This window comes from Pseudomonas sp. GV071, assembly GCF_003050835.1.
Lineage (GTDB): Bacteria > Pseudomonadota > Gammaproteobacteria > Pseudomonadales > Pseudomonadaceae > Aquipseudomonas.
The window spans coordinates 30,538-48,883 of sequence record NZ_QAOJ01000001.1 but is presented as its reverse complement, the minus strand read 5'-3'; the positions used below and the strand labels follow the sequence as shown (position 1 = coordinate 48,883).

Here is an 18,346-nt window from a genome sequence, read left to right as displayed (position 1 = left end):
TCTTCCGCAATCCCGCTTCAACGCCCCTGCTGGATCTCTGCCAAACGCTTGGCCAGGCTATCCAGCTCAGGTATTGGTTCATCCGGCAGTTTGCGCAGCACCGCCTGGGTCACGCGCATCTGGCGGATAAACCGCCGGCAGTTGCTGCAACTGGCCAGGTGCAGGCGCACGGCAATGCGTTGGCGCAAACGCAATTGCCCGTCGAGAAAGTCACTCGAACTGGCCACCAGTTCCTTACAACTCAGCAATGCCCTGTCTCCTCGAAATGCTCCAGGGTGGCAAACACCTTGAGCCGTGCGCGATGTAGTAAAACTCTGACGTTAGAGAGCGAGATATCGAGAAGATTACAGATCTCCTCCAACTCCAATCCCTGCCGTTCGCGCAGGTTGAGCACGCTGCCTTGCAGCTCCGACAAACTGGCCAGGGTCTTTTCCAGGCACTCGCGCAGTTCTTCTTCGGTGAGCAAAGCGTCCGGTGAATCCTGGTGCCAGGCGTGGGGCGCCAGCAGCCAGTGGCCGTCGCTGGCAAAGCGGTCATCGTCGATGCTGCCGTGGGGCGATGGGATATCGTCCAGCAGCACTTCGCGGCGGTTTTGCTTGAGGCGGCTTTTGGCGGTGTTGGCGGTGATGGTCAGCAGCCAGGTCTTCAGGCTCGAACGGCCCTGGAACCCAGCCAGGTTGCGCACCACCGCCAGCCAGGCGTCCTGCACCACTTCATCGGCGTTACGACTGCCGACAATCGCATAAGCCACCGCGCGCATCGCCCCCTGATAGGTGGCGACCAGCTCGCGGTAGGCCCGCTGCTCACCGGCCAGCAGGCGCGGCAGCAGCTCGGTGTCGGGCGCCTGGCTCACGGCTTAGTGCTTGCGCAGAATCACGCTACCAATGGAGTAACCGGCACCGAACGAGCTGAGTACGCCCAGCGCGCCGCTTGGCAGGTCGTCCTGGTTTTTGTGGAAAGCGATCACCGAACCAGCGGAACTGGTGTTGGCGTAGGTGTCGAGAATCACCGGGGCTTCGTCCGGCAGCGCGTCGCGGCCCAGCAGCTTTTTGGTGATCAGTAGGTTCATGCTCAGGTTGGCCTGGTGTAGCCAGAAGCGCTTCACGTCAGATACCTGAATATCGTTGGCGGCCAGGTGCTCGCCAACCAACTCAGCCACCATCGGGCAGACATCGCGGAACACCTTGCGGCCTTCCTGCACGAACAGCTTGTCGCGCTTACCCACGCCCTCTTCCGCGGCGCGGTTGAGGAAGCCGAAGTTGTTGCGGATGTTGTTGGAGAACGAGGTCAGCAGCTTGGTGCCGACGATATCGAACTGGTACTTCGAGGTCGCCAGGTCCGCGCGCTCAACCAATACGGCAGTGGCCGCGTCACCGAAGATGAAGTGGCTGTCGCGGTCGCGGAAGTTCAGGTGACCGGTGCAAATCTCCGGGCTTACCACCAGAATCGCGCGGGCCTGGCCGAGCTGGATGTTCTGGGTCGCTGCCTGAATGCCGAAAGTGGCTGAAGAACAGGCCACGTTCATGTCATAGGCGAAACCGCTGATGCCCAGGGCGGCCTGTACCTCGATGGCCACGGCCGGGTAGGCACGCTCCAGGTTGGAGCAGGCAACGATCACGCCGTCGACATCAGCAGCCGTCTTGCCGGCACGTTGAAGGGCCTGTTCGGCAGCGGCAACGCCCATCTGGCAGAGAATGCCCCACTCTTCATTGGAGCGCTCGGGCAGGCGCGGGGTCATGCGTTGTGGGTCGAGGATGCCTTCTTTGTTCATCACAAAGCGGCTTTTGATCCCGGAGGCTTTTTCGATGAAGGCGCTGCTGGATTCATTCAGCGCTTCGACTTCACCCTTCTCGATGGCAGCGGCATTGTCGGCGTTGAATTGCCGCACATAGGTATTGAAGGACTCCACCAGCTCATCGTTCGAAATGCTGTTTGCCGGGGTATACAGGCCGGTACCGCTGATGACGACGTTATACACGGTCGATCCTCTTGAAAGCTTAATTGATCGGAATGGCGGCTATTGTGCCCGAAAAGGGTGACAAATCCCCAGTGATACTGGCTGACGTTCGTCAGCGGCCAGAAGGCACGCACGTACCGATAGAAATCGCCCTACAGCGAACGCAACGGCCATGTGCATGCTCGCGCAGCGGTTTTGCCTGAACCACCTTTCCCGGGGTTGGCGAGCAACCGCTCTAGCCCGCGGATTGTTACCAAATCCGCAATAGATATTTACCTGCGTAAAACCTGCAACATTTTGTCACAGCCCCTACTCTAAAAAGGCGCGTGGACTAGACGAACGTGGATAACGCCTTGCCGTTAATCCATCCCAGGGGCCGCCACAGGCCACCTATCGCGACCCGCTCAGCCCGTCTGACCGTAGGCCAGACCCGCTCACAACCGTGAACTGACTACGCCCGGAGCCCGCTATGTGTTAACGCGGAGCGCCTGGCGTCAGGAGCCCTGCATGACCGAGCAATCCAAAGGCCTCACCCGACGGCAGTTGCTGAAAACCTCCGCTACCACCCTGGCCGCCGGCGCCGCCGCCAGCGCCCAGGCCGCCACCGTGATAGGCACGCCCAAGTGGCTGCCCTTCGACCACAACGGCCCGATGCACTACGACAGCCCCGGCTGGCAGTTCTTCACTGCCGAAGAAGCAGTCGAGGTGGAAGCCATCGTCGAACAACTGATTCCCGCCGACGAACTCAGCGTAAGTGGCAAAGACGCCGGCTGCGCAGTGTTCATCGACCGCCAACTGGTCGGCGATTACGGCGACTTCGGCCGCCTCTATATGGAAGGCCCCTTCACCCCCGGCACCCCGGCACAAGCCGACCAATCGCCGCTGGTACCCCGCGAGCGCTACCGCATTGGCCTCGCCGCGCTGAGCAAATACTGCCAGGCCACCTTCCAGAAAAACTTCAGCGGCCTTTCCGGCGAACAGCGCGACAAGGTGCTCACCGACCTGGAGAAAGGCGCCATCAGCCTGGAAGGAATCGAGGCCAAAGCCTTCTTCCAGCAGGTGCTGGACAACACCATGGAAGGCTTCTTCGCCGACCCCATCTACGGCGGCAACCGCGACATGGTGTCGTGGAAGATGATCGGTTTCCCCGGCGCCCGTTATGACTACCGCGATTACATCGGGCTGCATAACCAGAAGCTGAACCTGACGCCGATTTCCATCATCGGCAGCTCCGCCTGGAACAAGAAGGGTTAAACACACCATGGCTAAAAAATTACCTTCCACCGACGTCGTGGTCGTTGGTCTCGGCTGGGCGGGCTCGATCATCGCCAACGAACTGGCTGACACCGGCCTCAGCGTGATCGGCTTCGAACGCGGCCCGTGGCGTGACACTGCCACCGACTTCAACCTGGCCTCGGCCACCGATGAACTGCGCTACAACCGCCGTCAGGAACTGATGCTGCGCACCAAGCAGAACACCTGCACGATGCGTAACAAAGAATCGGAGACTGCCCTGCCGATGCGCGTCTGGGGCTCGTTCCACCCCGGCAATGGCACCGGCGGCGCGGGCAACCACTGGGCTGGCATCACCTTCCGCTTCCAGCCCACCGAATTTCGTCTGCACAGCTACCTGACCGAGCGCTACGGCAAAGAGCTGCCCGCCGAGCTGACCCTGCAGGACTGGGGCACCACCTGGGAAGAAATGGAGCCGCACTACGACGCCTTTGAGCGTCTGGCTGGCGTCTCCGGCAAGGCCGGCAACCTCAACGGCACGGTGGTAGAAGGCGGCAACCCCTTCGAAGGCGCGCGCTCCAAGGAATACCCGAACCCGCCGACCGCACAGACCTACGCGCCGACGCTGTTTGCTGAAGCCGCGAAAAACCTCGGCTACAAGCCCTTCCCGGTGCCCTCGGCACTGGCCTCGCAGGCCTATACCAACCAGCTCGGCGTGACCATGGGGCCGTGCACCTTCTGCGGCTTCTGCACCAACTACGGCTGTGGCAACTATTCCAAGGCCAGCGCCATCGTCAACGTGCTGCCCGCGTTGATCCGCAAACCCAACTTCACCGCCAAAACCAACTCCGAAGTGCTCAAAGTCACCATGGACAGCACGGGCACCCGCGCCACCGGCATCATCTATGTCGACTCCAGCGGCCAGGAATGGGAACAGCCGGCGGAGATCGTGGTGGTCGCCGCGTTCATCTTCGAGAACGTGCGGCTGATGTTGCTCTCAGGCGTCGGCGAGCCCTACAACCCGATCACCAACACCGGCACCACCGGGCGCAACTACGCCTACCAGACCGCCAACAGCGTAAAGCTGTTTTTCGACGACAAGAACTTCAACCCCTTTATCGGTGGCGGCGCCATCGGCATGGGCATCGACGAGTTCAACAACGACAACTTCGACCACTCAGGCCTGGGCTTTGTCGGTGGCGGCAGCACCCGGGTAACGCCGATTGGCGCAGCGCCGATCGACTCGCGTCCGACCCCGCCGGGCACCCCGGCCTGGGGCGCGAAATGGAAAAAAGCCACGGTCGACAACTACCTCTCGACCATGTCAATTGGCTGCGAAGCCAGCAGCTACTCCACGCGCAATAACTACCTGTCACTGGACCCCAACTACACCGACCCGCACGGCCGACCGCTGCTGCGCATCACCTTCGACTTCCCCGAGAACGACCTGAAAATGGCGCAGTACGTCACCAATAAAGTGGTGGAAATCGCCAAGACCATGAACCCGCGTGAGATGGTCCCGGCGCCGCGCAAGGGCCCATGGGCGAACACCTCGTACCAGTCCTCGCACATCGTCGGCGGTTTCATCATGGGTGCCGATCCGAAGAACAGCTCGGTGAACAAACACCTGCAGGTGTGGGGCGTGCCCAACCTGTTCGTGGTCGGCTCTTCGGCCTTCCCGCAAAACCCTGGCTACAACCCCACCGGCACCGTCGGTGCCCTGGCGTTCAAGGCAGCAGATGCGATCAAACGACTTTATCTGCAACGCCCCGGGGAGATGATCAGCGTATGAAGACCCTTCTCTCTCTGAGTGCTTTCGCCCTGCTCGGCCTCACCCTGCAAAGCGCCCACGCCAGCAGCGGCGCCGACTCCTACAACCAAGTAGAAAAAGGCCGCTACCTGGCCGTGGTCGGCGACTGCACCGCCTGCCACACCGTGCCCGGCCAACCGGCGTTTTCCGGCGGCGTGGTGATTGAAACGCCGTTCGGCAAACTGGTCGGCGCCAACATCACCCCCGACCCGGAAACTGGCCTGGGCGACTGGACCTTCGATGACTTCCAGAAGGTCATGTCCGAGGGCCATAGCAAAGGTGGCAAACGCCTGTACGGCGCCATGCCTTTCACCGCCTACACCAAGGTGCGCAAAGAGGACAACCTGGCGCTCTGGGCCTACCTGCAAACCATCGAGCCGGTGCACAACCCGGTGGAAAGCAACCAGCTGCCCTTCCCCTTCAACGTACGTACCAGCCTGATTGGCTGGAACCTGTTGAACTTCACCCAGGGCGAGTTCGTGCCGACGGCCGAGAAGTCACCACAGTGGAACCGCGGCGCTTACCTGGTGGAAGGCCTCGGCCACTGCGGCACCTGCCACACGCCGAAAAACCTGATTGGCGGTGACAAAAACGACCAGTTCCTCGCCGGCTCCAACCTGCAAGGCTGGATCGCACCGGACATCACCGCCAACGCCCACAGCGGCATTGGTCAGTGGAGCAACGAGGACCTGGTGCAGTACCTGAAAACCGGCGCCAACCGCTTCGACATCGCCTCCGGGCCGATGGCCGAAGCGGTGGAAAACTCCACCCAGCACTGGACCGATGAAGACCTGATGGCCGTCGCGGTGTACCTCAAGGATGGCCAGGCGACTGCCGCCGCGCCGCAGCCAGTAGCCGCCGACACACCGGCAATGCTCGCCGGCAAGGCGATCTATGCGGACCGCTGCTCGGCCTGTCACGTGCCCAACGGCGAAGGGGTGAAAAATCTGTTCCCGAAACTGGCCGCAGCACCGCTGGTAAACAGCAGCGACCCGACCTCGCTGATCCGCGTGGTGCTGGCCGGCAGTCGTGCCGGTGGCACCGAAGCAGCACCGACTGCGCCCGCCATGCCGTCGTTCGCCTGGAACCTCAGCGACGACAACATTGCCGACGTACTCACCTACGTGCGCAACACCTGGGGCAATGCCGCGCCGGCGGTGACGGCGGGTGAAGTCAGCAATTTGCGTGAGGATCTGCGTCCTTAAGTAGTGCGACAACCCTGTGGGAGGGGCTTCAGCCGCGACGCTTTTAAGATCAAAAGCTCGCGGCTGAAGCCCCTCCCACCTAGGGTCGCGTTTGCGGTTATGCCGCCCATCACCCCGCTGGATAGTCCTTGAGCCCCGCTTCAGGTCGCGCGACGCTCGCTGCATTCCATTCAGGAGAACAGCATGAGCGACTACCGCACCCTCACCCGCCACGACGCCAACGGCGTGGCCACCATCGAATTCGACCACCCGCCGATCAACCTGATGGACCGCGAGGTGATCGTCGACCTGCTGAAACTGGCAAAGAGTCTGGAAGCCGACACCACCACCCGTGTGGTGCTGTTTCGCAGCGCCAACCCGGCGTTCTTCATCGCCCACTTCGACCTTGGCAGCCAACTGCAGCAGCCGGCCCCGCCATTGCCCGAAGGCCAGGCCAGCCTGCTTAGCGCGCTGTTCACCCGCTTCAGCAAACTGCCGCAAGTGACCATTGGCGAACTGCGCGGCCGCGCCCGTGGCGCTGGCAGTGAGTTTCTCCTGGCCCTGGACTTGCGCTTCGGGTCAAAAGAAAACGCCGTGCTCGGCCAACCGGAAGTGGCCGTCGGCCTGCTGCCGGGCGCCGGCGGCACCGTGCGTCTGGCGCAGTTGGTCGGCCGTGGCCGTGCTCTGGAAATCTGCCTGGGCGGCGCTGATTTTGATGCCGAGACCGCCGAGCGTTACGGCTGGATCAACCGCGCCCTCCCCGACGCGGAGCTCAGCGCCCATTGCGACGCCCTGGCCCAGCGCATTTCCAGCTTCCCGGCAGCGGGCATCGCCCATATCAAGGCGGTGGTTGACCAAGTCAGCGCGGCACCGGTAGCGGCACTGGTGGAAGAATCGCAGCGCTTCGGCGCCGACATGAACGCCCCTGCCACCCGGGAACGGGTGCAGTGGCTGATGGATAACGGCGGGCAAACGGATGGCGAGATGGAGCGCGAGTTAGGGGCGAATCTGGCGAAATTTTCATAAACGCCATCGCCCCGTAGGAACAGCGTTGCGGTTAGTCGTTACGCCGGCCGCAATATCGCCACCGCCTGCTCACCGTATTGCACCACATACCCGCCATGCTGGCGTTGCCAGTCGCGGGCCTGGGTGGCGTTGGCGAACCAGTTCTTTTCGAAGTCGCCAAAGGCGCCAGCGTCCAAACGGTACCGATCCAGGCAGGCAGCCTCGCGGCTATCGATCACTGCCTTGCACTCCGCCCAATCGGCATAGCCCAGTTCCACTGCCAACAAGCGCAGCAGGGTTTTCAACTGCAAGGTCTCACGACTGGCGTGTAACGCCGACAGGCTTTGCCCAGCGTTCAATTTCGCCGCGACCAAGCGGCGCAATACCGGCAACGCCACATGGGCGTGCGCCGCACGGGCATGGCGAAGCAAGCGGCGGGCGTGGCTGCGCAAAAAGTCGCTATTCGGGGTGCAGGGGGACAACGGGTTGGATGTAGACCACATAAACCTTTCCTCTTCCAAATGTGCCGTTCTCGCTGCGGCGTGGAGATTCAGGTTGCGGTAAATCCGAAGAAGGAAAACCTCTGACAGGTGCGGCTGGCTTTTGCGAGACCGGGCGCCCTGTCGCGCCCGGCGGCCAGTCTAGCCTCAGCCCAGGCGCTTGAGCAAGCGTGCCTGCAACTGTTCCAGCTCGGCCGGGTCGGCCTTTTGCGTGGCATGCACGCCCAGCCCTTGCCCGGCATAGCGCGGCACGATGTGCATGTGCAGATGGAACACCGTCTGCCCCGCCGGCGCGCCATTGAACTGGGCGACCTGCACGCCGGCCGGCTCCAGTTCTTCGACGATCACCCGGGTGATTTTCTGCACCACCGCCATCACCTTGGCCAGTGCCTCGGTGTCCACCTCAAGGATATTGCGCGCCGCTGAGCGCTTGGGAATCACCAGGCTGTGGCCGAACGACTGCGGAAACACGTCGAGAAAGGCCAGCACGTCGTCGTCTTCGTAGAGCTTGTAGCACGGCGCCTCGCCACGAATGATCAGGGCGAAAATGTTCTGCGGGTCGTAGGTGCCGTGCAAGCTCATCGAAATTCTCCTTATCGGGATGGAGAGCGAACCATACCGACTTAACCGGCGAACTGAAAACCCCGACTATTTTTCAGATTTGCGAGCCGCTGGGCATACCGTCGGTTGCGCGGCGTCACGCTTTACGGAAGAATCCCGGCCCTTCGCAAACCTGGCGGTCCTACCCTGGCCCACCAGTCATGGCGGCCCTACCAATAATAAACAGCACCGCGACCCGCGCTTGCCCTGCGCAAGTGACGACCCCTGTCGCCCATCGCTGAACAGCATCCAGCAACACGCACGTCCCGATCAGGCCACAAGCCTGAGGCGGGTTCTTTGGCTTGGCAGAATTTAAGGAAAGAGCATGTTCAAGTATTTGTCCCTGGCGCTCACGGCGTTGTTGCTGACGGCCAGCCCGTCCATGGCGACGGCTGAAGATGGCGCGCCGATCGTCATCAAGTTTTCCCACGTGTCGGCGGAAAGCACCCCCAAGGGCCAGGGCGCCCTGCTGTTCAAGAAGCTGGTGGAAGAGCGCCTGGCGGGCAAGGTGAAGGTTGAGGTGTACGCCAACTCCGCGCTGTTCGGTGACGGCGAAGAACTCGCCGCCCTGGCCGATGGCCGCGTGCAGATGCTGGCGCCGTCGCTGTCCAAGTTCGACAAGTACACCAAGCGCCTGCAAGTGTTCGACCTGCCGTTCCTGTTCACCGACCAGGCCGCCGTCGACCGTTTCCTCAAGCGCGAGAAGAGCCGTGAACTGCTGCGCTCGATGAACAGCAGCAACATCTACGGCCTGGGCTTCTGGACCAACGGCATGAAACAGCTGTCGGCCAACAAGGCCCTGCGCACCCCGGCCGATGCCAAAGGCCTGGCCTTCCGCATTCAAGCCTCCAGCGTGCTGGAAGCGCAGTTCGCCGCCCTCGGCGCGACCACGGTGAAACTGCCGTTCGCCGAAACCTACAAGGCGCTGGAAAGCGGCACCGTTCAGGGCACCGAAAACCCCTGGTCGAACTTCGTCTCGCAGAAATTCGAGAAAGTGCAGCCCTACGTGACCATCACCAACCATGGCGTGCTGAGCTATATGGTGGTGACCAACAGTAAGTTCTGGACCAGCATCCCGTTCCAGATCCGCACCGAGCTGGAATCGATTTTGGACGAGGTGACGCTGTCGGTGAACCAGACTGCCGAAGCCAACAACCAGCGTGACTACGAGGCGCTGGTGGCCGGTGGCAAGGCCAAGATCATCACCCTCACCCCGGCCGAACAAGCCGCCTGGCGTGAAGCGATGTTGCCGGTGTGGAAGCAGTTCGAAGGTGAGATTGGTGCGGATGTGTTGCACGCTGCGCGTGCGGTGAATCGCAAATAACTGCGACCCTCTCCCCCAGCCCCTCTCCCGTAAACGGGCGAGGGGAGCCAAAGTCGCAACAACGCCGATCAGTCCCCTCGCCCCTCGGGGAGAGGGCTAGGGAGAGGGGGCCAGCAGCAACGCCGCTCTACCCCTCCACCGCACTCCACTGCTTGTTCAAGCGCTTATCGGAGACCGCCATTTTGGTCCCCAGTTGCTGCGCGAACAGCGACACCCGGTATTCCTCCAGCATCCAGCGATACAGCACCAGCTGCGGATCGCGTTTGCCTTCCTGGGCATGTTTGTCCGCGCGGGCTTTGTATTGCGCCCAGAGCCCGGCCAGCTCACCACTCCATACCCGATCTTTCTGCAACTGCGAACCCAGCTTGTCGAAACGCTGCTCGATGGCTTTCAGGTAACGCGGCACTTCCTTCAGCCATTCGGCCGGGGTTTCGCGCACAAAGCCCGGGTAGACCAGGTTGCCCAGCTGCGCCTTGATATCGTTGAGGGCCACGGCCTGGGCCAGGTCGATCTTGCCCTTGAAGCGTTTTTGCAGGCCGTGCCAGAGCTTGAGAATTTCCAGGGTCAGGCGCGCCAGGCGTTCGGCGTGTTCGGTCCAGGCGCCGCGCTTTTTCTCGGCCAGGGCCAGCAGGCCGACACCATCGCGCGGCAGCGGCTCTTCGCCTTCCAGAATGCAGCTGTCGAGGCTGGCCAGCAGAATGTCTTCCACCAGCGCTTCCACCCGACCGAGGTCGCGGTGCAGCAGGCCGAGATCAGTCAGGCCCGGCAGTTTGCCGCGCAGGAACTTGGCCGGCTCGTTGAGCTGTTGCAGGAGCAAACGCTGCAAGGCGCGACGGTGCTGGAATTCGGCTTCGGCGGCGGTGGCGAAGCGGCCTTCCTTGACGGTGCCACCCTCTTCCACCAGCGCCGGGTACACCGTCATCGACAGGCCAGCGATGTTCTGTTGCGTGGTCTGCGCCACCGGCGCGAACACCTTGGCCTCCACCGGCTTCTGTTGCTTGTCGGTTTTCACCATGGCCAAGGCGGCCTGGCTGGCTTCGGCAAAACGTGCGGTCTGCTCGGCCAGGTCGCGGCCTTCGCCGAGCAACTTGCCCTGGGCGTCGACCACTTCCAGGTTCATCTTCAGGTGGTTTTCCAGTTGCTGCTCAGCCTCGGCCCAGGCCTCTTCGGACACCCGCACGCCGGTCATGCGCTGCAACTCGCCACCCAGGGCCTGCACCAGCGAACCCTGGCCGAAGGTGATCCGCGCCAGCGCGGCTTTGACGAAGTCCGGCACCGGCACGAAGTTCTTGCGCAGGGCCTTGGGCAACTCGCGCACCAGGGCAATGCACTTGGCCTCCAGCAAACCCGGCACCAGCCATTGCAAACGCTCGGCAGGAATCTGCGGCAGCAGCGGCGCCGGCACCCGCAAGGTCACACCATCGCGCGGGTGGTTGGGCTCGAAGTGATAGGTCAGGGGCAGGCGCAGATCGCCCAGCTGCAGTTGGTCCGGGTACTGCGCTTTGGTCACTTCCGTGGCGTCACGGGCGAGGATGTCTTCCTCACGCATGATCAGCAGCTGCGGGTTCTTCGCGCTCTCGGTTTTGTACCAGCTGTCGAAGCTGGCGGTCTGGTAGATGTCCGCCGGCAAGCGCGCATCGTAGAAACCGAACAGGGTTTCTTCGTCGGCCAGAATGTCGCGGCGGCGGGCCTTGGCTTCCAGCTCGTCGAACAGCTCCAGCAGCTGTTGATTAGCCGACAGGCATTTGGCCCGCGACTGGATTTCGCCGCGCACCAGGCCTTCACGGATAAACAGCTCGCGCGACACTGCAGGCTCAATGGGGCCGAAATGCACCGGCCGCCGGCCGACCACGATCATCCCGTACAGGGTGATCTGCTCGAAGGCCACCACTTGCCCGCGCTTCTTCTCCCAGTGCGGTTCGAAGTGGTTTTTCTTGATCAGGTGGCCGGCCAGCGGCTCGATCCAGTCCGGCTCGATTTTGGCCACCTGGCGGGCAAACAGCTTGGTGGTTTCCATCAGCTCGGCGGCCATCACCCACTGCGGCTTTTTGCGGCCGATGACGCTGGAGGGGTGAATCCAGAAACGCCGCTGACGGGCGCCGAGGTAGTCGCCGTCTTCGGTCTTCTGCCCGATCTGGCTGAGCAGGCCGCACAAGATCGCCTTGTGCACGGCAGCGTAATCCTTGGCGCGTTGGGCAGCTTCCAGGGCTTCGACGTTCTTCGCGGGCTGCGCGGCGGCCGTGGCATTGCGCGTTGGCTCGGCCACGTTTTCGGCTTTGCGCTCAGGGCTGAGTTTCAGCTCGCGGGTAATCAACACCAACTGGCGGTGGGCATCGCGCCATTCGCGCAGGCGCAGGTAGTTGAGGAAGTTTTTCCGGCACCAGTTACGCAGCGGGTTGGAGCCCAGCTCCTGGCGTTTTTCTTCGAAGCCACGCCACAGGTTGATCAGCGCGGCGAAGTCCGAGTCCACATCCTTCCACTGCGCATGCGCCTGGTCAGCCGCCTGCTGGCGATCCATCGGTCGCTCGCGCGGGTCTTGCACCGAGAGGGCGCTGGCGACGATCAGAATCTCGTCCAGGCTGCCGAGCTTGGCCGCTTCCAGCACCATGCGGCCCAGCCGAGGGTCGATGGGCAGGCGCGCCAGTTGCCGGCCAATCGGCGTCAGCTGGCTTTCGCGATTAACCGCCGAAAGCTCCTGCAGCAGGTTAAAACCGTCACTGATGGCCTTGCCATCCGGCGGCTCGATAAAGGGGAAGGCATCGATCTCACCGAGGCGCAGATGGAGCATCTGCAAAATCACCGCCGCCAGGTTGGTGCGCAGAATTTCCGGGTCGGTAAACGCCGGGCGAGCGAGGAAGTCTTCTTCGCTGTACAGACGCACGCAAATGCCCGGCTCAACCCGCCCGCAACGGCCTTTACGCTGGTTGGCGCTGGCCTGCGACACCGCCTCGATAGGCAGGCGCTGCACCTTGGCGCGATAGCTGTAGCGGCTGATGCGCGCGGTGCCGCTGTCGATCACATAACGGATGCCCGGCACCGTCAGCGAGGTTTCCGCGACGTTAGTGGCCAGCACAATCTTGCGCCCAGCCATCGGCGCGAAAATCTTCTGCTGCTCGCTGGGCGTCAGCCGCGCATACAGCGGCAACACCTCGGTAAAACGCAGGTTGGCCTTGCGCAGCATATCGGCGCAGTCGCGAATCTCGCGTTCGCCCGGCAGGAACACCAACACATCACCCGGGCGTTTGCCTTCGCTGCGCTCGAACGCTTCGATCTCATCCAGCGTGGCGAGAATGCCCTGGTCGACGCTGAGGTCATCCACCAGGCTCTCCCCCTCCTCGTCCACCTCCGACACCAGCGGCCGGTACCAGGTCTCCACCGGGAAGGTACGCCCCGACACTTCCACAATCGGCGCGCCATCGAAGTGCTTGGAAAAGCGCTCGAGGTCGATGGTCGCCGAGGTGATGATCACCTTCAGGTCGGGGCGACGCGGCAACAGGGTTTTCAGGTAGCCGAGGAGGAAGTCGATATTCAGGCTGCGCTCGTGGGCCTCGTCGACGATCAGCGTGTCGTACTTTTCCAGATAACGGTCGTGCTGGGTTTCGGCCAGCAGAATGCCGTCGGTCATCAGCTTTATCAGCGAGCTGTCTTTGCTCTGGTCTTCAAAACGCACCTGGTAACCGACCAGCTCGCCCAGCGGGGTACCGATCTCTTCCGCCACCCGCGTCGCCACACTGCGCGCCGCCAAGCGCCGTGGCTGGGTGTGGCCGATCAACCCGTGCAGACCGCGGCCGATTTCCAGGCAGATCTTCGGCAACTGGGTGGTTTTCCCCGAGCCGGTTTCACCGGCAATGATCAGCACCTGATGCTTGGCCAGCGCCGCCTTGATTTCATCGCGCTTGGCAGCGATCGGCAGACTGTCGTCATAACGCATCAGCGGCACGCTCAGGCGCCGCGCCTCGACCTTGGCGCAGCTCTGCTGGAAGCGCTCCAGCCATTGCGCCAGCTTGGCCTCATCGGCATGCCCGGCCTTTTTCAGCTCGTGCAGCTGACGGCGCAGACGATGGCGGTCGGCGACCAGGGCCTGGTCGAGGTTTTTCAGCAAGGCATCGGAGGTGGGCGTGGCGTCGGTCATTGGCGGGTGGGCAACAATCAAAAAAGGCGGGGGCGGATTGTCGCAGATTTTCGCGGCGCTAGGCGGGGCGGCGCGCGCGGGCCATGCGTATCGCAATTCTTCTGAATTGCGTGGGCGGGGCGTTTTGTTTCGCGCCTTACGCGCGTGTTTCTTTTTCCAGTCGCCGAAAAAGTACTCAAAAGGTCTAGCCCAACCTTGGGTCTCCGCTGCGCTGCGACTTCCCTCGCTCCGTCGTTGCTCCAGGGGCCGGCGAGACGGGCCATCCTTGGCCCATCACGCCTTTCGCGACTCCCGGCCGCTCAACCCCTTACGCAACGACTCCACTCGGCCTGCGCCAACGGGGCGGATGGATCAAGATCAAGTTCCAGATCAAGTTCCAGATCAGCCTCGATTCCTGCAAACGGTGATCCCTCCGGCCCCACAACAGCAACTCTATCTTGTGGACTCACGTACCAATCTTGTACCGTCACCCACAGCTGCAAGGACGCCGACAGCTACCCGCTCACGCCCCTTTGCGGCTACGCCAACAACACTAAAAAACGATAAGGAAATCCGATGAAGAAGCTCGCAGTCGCTGCACTCGCTCTGGCCGTTCTGTCTGGTTGCGCCTCCGTTCCCAAAGGCGACCCGGCACAAGACGCCGCGCTGAAAACCTTCCAGGTCGCTCCTGACCAAGCCGGTATTTATATCTACCGCAACGAAAGCATGGGTGCTGCGGTGACCATGGACGTCGCCATTGACGGCCAGGCTGTAGGCCAGACCGGCGCCAACACCTACCTCTACAAACAAGTCACGCCAGGCAAACACACCGTCACCTCCAGCGCCGAAAACACCGACACCCTGGATGTAGACGTACAGCCCGGCAGCCTGGTTTACATCTGGCAAGAAGTGAAAATGGGCATGATCTCGGCCCGCACCAAGCTCCATGAAGTCAGCGAAACCCAAGGCAAAAGCGGCGTAGGCGAAACCTCGCTGGCGGCCAGCCGTTAAGTCGTTCCCATGCACTAAAAAACGCCACCTGCGGGTGGCGTTTTTTATGGCGCTGACGCTTACAATCCGCCATCGCCCACAGGATGGGTTTTTACCCAGGGAACACAGGGATGCGCATCGGCTGGTTAGCTTTCACCTTCGCTCTGCTGGCCGGCTGTGGCCAACCCGAGGTGTATCTGTGCGGTAGAGATAGTGGGCAGGTAACGGCGCAGGAAAAAGCCTGCACAGCGCCTGCCGACCCACACGAAAATGACAACGTCGAAGGCGCCCCGGCCAGCAGCGTCACCCTGCTGTCTCGTCTCACAGTGAACGCGCTGCAGCCCACACCCACTTGGCTGAACTGGGCCTTCAGCGACCAGACCGATGCCCTGATCCTGCGCGCCAGCGAAGGCCAGACTGGCTACTTCATCAGCGGCAATGGCTTTCTCTATGCAGTGGACCTCAGCACCGGCAAAGCCCTGTGGAGCCATGCAGGCGGCGATCCGATTACCCAGGTGCTGGTGGCCAACGACCGCATCCTGACCATCAGCGCCTTCGACCACCGTATCCGCTCCCACGACCGCGCCAGCGGCGCGCTGGTGAGTGTGCACGAACAACCCGACACCGCCACCGACTTGCTGGTGGCCGGTGATCTGCTGGTGTTTATCGACAACTATCAAGACCTGGTGGCCCTCGACACCCGCACCCTGGTCGAGCGCTGGCGCATCACCCCGCCGAGCTACGAGCTGTACACCTTGCAGCTTTACCAGAACACCCTGCTGCTCACCGACCGCCATTACGTGGTGCACGCCTACGAAGTGGCCAACGGCGCACAACGCTGGCAGCAGCAACTGGGCGACAGTGGCGAGCTGACGGTCGGCGCCGGGGTGTTTTACCAGGACCGCCTCGGCTCGCAGATTCTCACCCTCGACGTAAAAACCGGCAGCACGCTCGCCACTTACCACTACGACGAGAATGCCAATATCACCCTCGAACCCTACGGCCCGATGGTGTTCAACTACCGCGAAACGGGCGGCAAGCTTGAGGCCATCGACCCGCTTACCGGCAACGTGCGGTGGACCTCCACCGCCCTCGGCCACCCCGGCATCAACGCCCTGCAAATCAACGGCACTCGCTTGCTGGCGATCGATTTCGACAACAGTCTCTTGCGCATCGTCGACAACCAAACCGGCGAACTCACCGGCACGTTGCATATCCCGCGCATGACCTTCAGCGTCTCCCGCAGTGAACAGAACACCCTGCTCTATGGCTGGGGCACGGTGCTGATGTTGGCGCGATAACGCGCTCTTTGTAGGGTGTGCTACGCGCACCATAGCGTTCGCAGGGCAATCGCTTGGTGCGCGTAGCACACCCTACAAGAGCTATCGCCCGGCCCACTACACCCGCGGTTGCTGCTGCGTCACGCAGTGAATCCCCCCTCCCCCTGCCGCCACGGCGTCGATGTTCAACTGCACCACCTTGCGTCCCGGATAGAGTTTTTCCAGAAGCGCCTTACTGGCCGCGTCCGCGCTGGCATCGCCGAATTGCGGGGCGATGATGCCGCCGTTGACCGGGAAGTAGTTGATGTAGCCCGGGGCGAAGTCGGGGTTGTCTCGGGTGAATTTGTTGCTGCGCAAGGTGCGCGGCGGCGACAGGGTGTGAATCTGCAAGCGCTTGCCGTCGGCGTCGGTGGCGGTTTTCAGAATCTCCAGGTGGGTGCGGGTGACGGCGTAGTCGTAGGAGGCCGGGTCGTTGTCGAGGTTGGCGATAACCACCCCGGGTTTGACGAAGCGCGCATAGAAGTCGACGTGGGCGTCGGTGATGTCTTTGCCCTTGATGCCCGGCAGCCAGATGATCTTGCGCAGGCCGAGCATGGCTTTCAGTTCGGCATCGACCTGGGCCTTGCTCCAGCCGGGGTTGCGGTTGCTGTTGACCCAGCAGCTCTCCGTCATGATCGCCGTGCCGTTGCCGTCCACTTCAATACCGCCACCCTCGCCGGTGAGCTGGCTGCGGATGTAAGTGGCCTTGGCGTCGCTGCTCATCAGTGAGGCCACCTGAGCATCGTTGGCGTGCTGCTGTTTGCCGCCCCAGCCGCTGAAGTTGAAATCGATGGCGTACAGGCCGCCTTGCTCGTCAACGGCAAAGTTGGCGCCGCTGTCGCGGATCCAGACGTCGTCCAATGGCGTGGTCAGAAAACGCATATTAGTGGTGCCACATTTACGTTTGGCCAGTGCCAGTTCGTTGCTGCGACACAGTACGGTCACCGGCTGGAACTGGGCGATGGCTTTGGCGATGCGGGCGATACAGTCCTGCACATCGGCCGTCCAGTCATCCCAGATCGCCGGCTGCGCGCCAAATGCAACGAAGGCGCGCAACTGCGGCAGGCTTTCTTCCTGCACATACCAGTCATCACCTAGGCCCGGCGCGGCCTGCACCGGGGTGGCACGAAAACTCAGGCCCAAGGAGCTGGCGATACCAAGCCCGGCAACTGTGCTCAGCTGTTTGATGAAGTCACGACGTGTAGCCATAACGCTGCTCCCTGCGCCTAACGCGCGGTTTTGAATTGGGTCCAGGCACGCATACGGGCGCGCATGTCTTTTTGTGGAATGTCCTTGCCGGCAATCAGCCGCTTGTAGGTGGCGGGTTGCAGGTAGATGTCCGGGTTGTCGCGCAGTTGCGCTTGCACCAGCGGTCGGGCCTTGGCGTTGGAGGTGGGGTAGCCGGTGAAATTGCTGATCGCCGCCATGTTGGCCGGGCGCATCACGAAGTTGATAAAGGCGTAGGCGTACTCGGGGTGGATGGCGTCCACCGGGATGGCCATGGTGTCCATCCAGATAGTGGTGCCCTCGCGCGGCACGCGGTATTGGAAGTCCGCGCTCTTGCCCGCGGCTGCGGCGGTTCGCTGAGCCTGGATCACGTCGCCGCTGTAGCCCAGGGCCAGGCACAGGTCGCCGTTGACCAGATCGGTGACCGGCTGCGACTGGAACTTGCGAATGTAGGGGCGCAGTTTCAGCAGCAGCTCGGTGGCCGCTTGCAGGTCTTCGGCCTTGCCGCTGCGTGGCTCGCGGCCGAGGTAATGGAGGACCACGGCGAGCACTTCATCCGGCGAGTCGATCAACGAGATGCCGCAGTCGGCGAACCTGGCGGCCAGCTCCGGCTTGAACAGCATGTCGAGGCTGTTGACCGGCGCGCCGGGCAGGAGTTTTTCGATCATCGCCGCGTTGTAGGTCAGGCCGATGGTGCCCCAGGTGTAGGGCACGGTGGCATCTTTGGCGCGCGGATACTGCTCGTGCAGTGTCTGCACTCCGGGTTCGATGTCAGCCAGGGCGACGATTTTGCTTTTATCCAGGGCCTGCAAGCTGCCGGCGCGCATCAGCCGCTCGGCCACGGTGTCGCCGGGGAACACCAGGTCATAACCGCTGTGGCCGGCCATCAGCTTGGCTTCCAGCACCTCGCTGCTGTCCATCTGGTCGTACACCACCTGAATCCCTGTTTCGGCGGTGAAGGCTTTCAGGGTGTCTTCGGCAAAGTAGTCGGCCCAGTTGAACAGGCGCAGGGTTTTCTCGTCGGCCTGGGCCGTGGCCACAGACAGACACAGGGCAAGGCACAGCACCACATGACGACTCGGCATG

Annotated in this window: 15 protein-coding genes; 7 read left to right on the top strand and 8 right to left on the bottom strand. The window is 62.4% G+C overall.

The genetic code is table 11. The features are described 5' to 3' along the window. Positions 1–17 precede the first annotated feature (17 nt). Genes C8K61_RS00210 through C8K61_RS00200 form a run of 3 tightly spaced genes read right to left on the bottom strand, consistent with a single transcriptional unit; the run spans position 18 to position 1,978 of the window. Positions 18–248 (bottom strand): anti-sigma factor, encoded by a 231-nt coding sequence (locus C8K61_RS00210; protein ID WP_108094032.1) that lies wholly within the window; start codon positions 246–248, stop codon positions 18–20. Then, positions 242–853, bottom strand: coding sequence for an RNA polymerase sigma factor (locus C8K61_RS00205; RefSeq protein ID WP_108094030.1), 612 nt, complete (start codon positions 851–853; stop codon positions 242–244). The genes C8K61_RS00210 and C8K61_RS00205 overlap by 7 nt, the downstream gene beginning before the upstream one ends. Before the next feature lie 3 nt (positions 854–856). Further along, on the bottom strand, positions 857–1,978 hold the full coding sequence (locus tag C8K61_RS00200) for a beta-ketoacyl-ACP synthase III (RefSeq protein WP_108094028.1): 1,122 nt from the start codon (positions 1,976–1,978) through the stop codon (positions 857–859). 486 nt (positions 1,979–2,464) lie between these two features. Here C8K61_RS00200 and C8K61_RS00195 point away from each other — a divergent pair, with 486 nt between their 5' ends. The 4 genes from C8K61_RS00195 to C8K61_RS00180 all read left to right on the top strand — a co-directional run bounded on the left by C8K61_RS00195 (position 2,465) and on the right by C8K61_RS00180 (position 7,210). Beyond that, positions 2,465–3,211 carry a gluconate 2-dehydrogenase subunit 3 family protein gene (locus tag C8K61_RS00195; protein WP_108094026.1) on the top strand — a complete coding sequence of 249 codons (747 nt, stop codon included), beginning with the start codon at positions 2,465–2,467 and terminating at the stop codon, positions 3,209–3,211. 7 nt (positions 3,212–3,218) lie between these two features. Beyond that, on the top strand, positions 3,219–4,982 hold the full coding sequence (locus tag C8K61_RS00190) for a GMC family oxidoreductase (protein ID WP_108094024.1): 1,764 nt from the start codon (positions 3,219–3,221) through the stop codon (positions 4,980–4,982). Beyond that, complete coding sequence (locus tag C8K61_RS00185; protein WP_108094021.1) at positions 4,979–6,205, top strand: cytochrome c; 1,227 nt, start codon at positions 4,979–4,981, stop codon at positions 6,203–6,205. The genes C8K61_RS00190 and C8K61_RS00185 overlap by 4 nt, the downstream gene beginning before the upstream one ends. A gap of 183 nt (positions 6,206–6,388) precedes the next feature. Next, positions 6,389–7,210 carry an enoyl-CoA hydratase/isomerase family protein gene (locus C8K61_RS00180; protein WP_108094019.1) on the top strand — a complete coding sequence of 274 codons (822 nt, stop codon included), beginning with the start codon at positions 6,389–6,391 and terminating at the stop codon, positions 7,208–7,210. A gap of 38 nt (positions 7,211–7,248) precedes the next feature. Here the strand turns inward: C8K61_RS00180 and C8K61_RS00175 are convergent, their stop codons facing one another. Continuing rightward, positions 7,249–7,692 (bottom strand): hypothetical protein, encoded by a 444-nt coding sequence (locus tag C8K61_RS00175; protein WP_108094016.1) that lies wholly within the window; start codon positions 7,690–7,692, stop codon positions 7,249–7,251. Between the two features lie 144 nt (positions 7,693–7,836). Next, complete coding sequence (locus C8K61_RS00170; protein ID WP_108094014.1) at positions 7,837–8,271, bottom strand: HIT family protein; 435 nt, start codon at positions 8,269–8,271, stop codon at positions 7,837–7,839. 343 nt (positions 8,272–8,614) lie between these two features. Between C8K61_RS00170 and C8K61_RS00165 the strand changes: the two genes are divergently transcribed. Further along, the gene (locus C8K61_RS00165; RefSeq protein WP_108094012.1) at positions 8,615–9,613 is read left to right on the top strand and encodes a TRAP transporter substrate-binding protein; all 999 of its coding nucleotides are present in this window, start codon (positions 8,615–8,617) and stop codon (positions 9,611–9,613) included. Positions 9,614–9,740: 127 nt separating this feature from the next. On the opposite strand, the gene hrpA is transcribed toward C8K61_RS00165, so the two are convergent. Next, the gene (hrpA, locus tag C8K61_RS00160; RefSeq protein WP_108094010.1) at positions 9,741–13,745 is read right to left on the bottom strand and encodes an ATP-dependent RNA helicase HrpA; all 4,005 of its coding nucleotides are present in this window, start codon (positions 13,743–13,745) and stop codon (positions 9,741–9,743) included. A 555-nt stretch (positions 13,746–14,300) separates the two neighbouring features. Here hrpA and C8K61_RS00155 point away from each other — a divergent pair. Then, a complete protein-coding gene (locus C8K61_RS00155) occupies positions 14,301–14,735 on the top strand; it encodes a DUF2846 domain-containing protein (protein WP_108094009.1) in 435 nt (144 codons plus the stop codon). Positions 14,736–14,845: 110 nt separating this feature from the next. Next, positions 14,846–16,015 carry a PQQ-binding-like beta-propeller repeat protein gene (locus C8K61_RS00150; RefSeq protein ID WP_158272488.1) on the top strand — a complete coding sequence of 390 codons (1,170 nt, stop codon included), beginning with the start codon at positions 14,846–14,848 and terminating at the stop codon, positions 16,013–16,015. A 96-nt stretch (positions 16,016–16,111) separates the two neighbouring features. On the opposite strand, the gene C8K61_RS00145 is transcribed toward C8K61_RS00150, so the two are convergent. Together C8K61_RS00145 and C8K61_RS00140 are read right to left on the bottom strand one after the other, a co-directional pair. Further along, positions 16,112–17,242 carry an agmatine/peptidylarginine deiminase gene (locus C8K61_RS00145; RefSeq protein ID WP_108094005.1) on the bottom strand — a complete coding sequence of 377 codons (1,131 nt, stop codon included), beginning with the start codon at positions 17,240–17,242 and terminating at the stop codon, positions 16,112–16,114. A 17-nt stretch (positions 17,243–17,259) separates the two neighbouring features. After that, complete coding sequence (locus C8K61_RS00140) at positions 17,260–18,345, bottom strand: extracellular solute-binding protein (protein WP_108094003.1); 1,086 nt, start codon at positions 18,343–18,345, stop codon at positions 17,260–17,262. Between the last annotated feature and the right edge of the window lies 1 nt (position 18,346).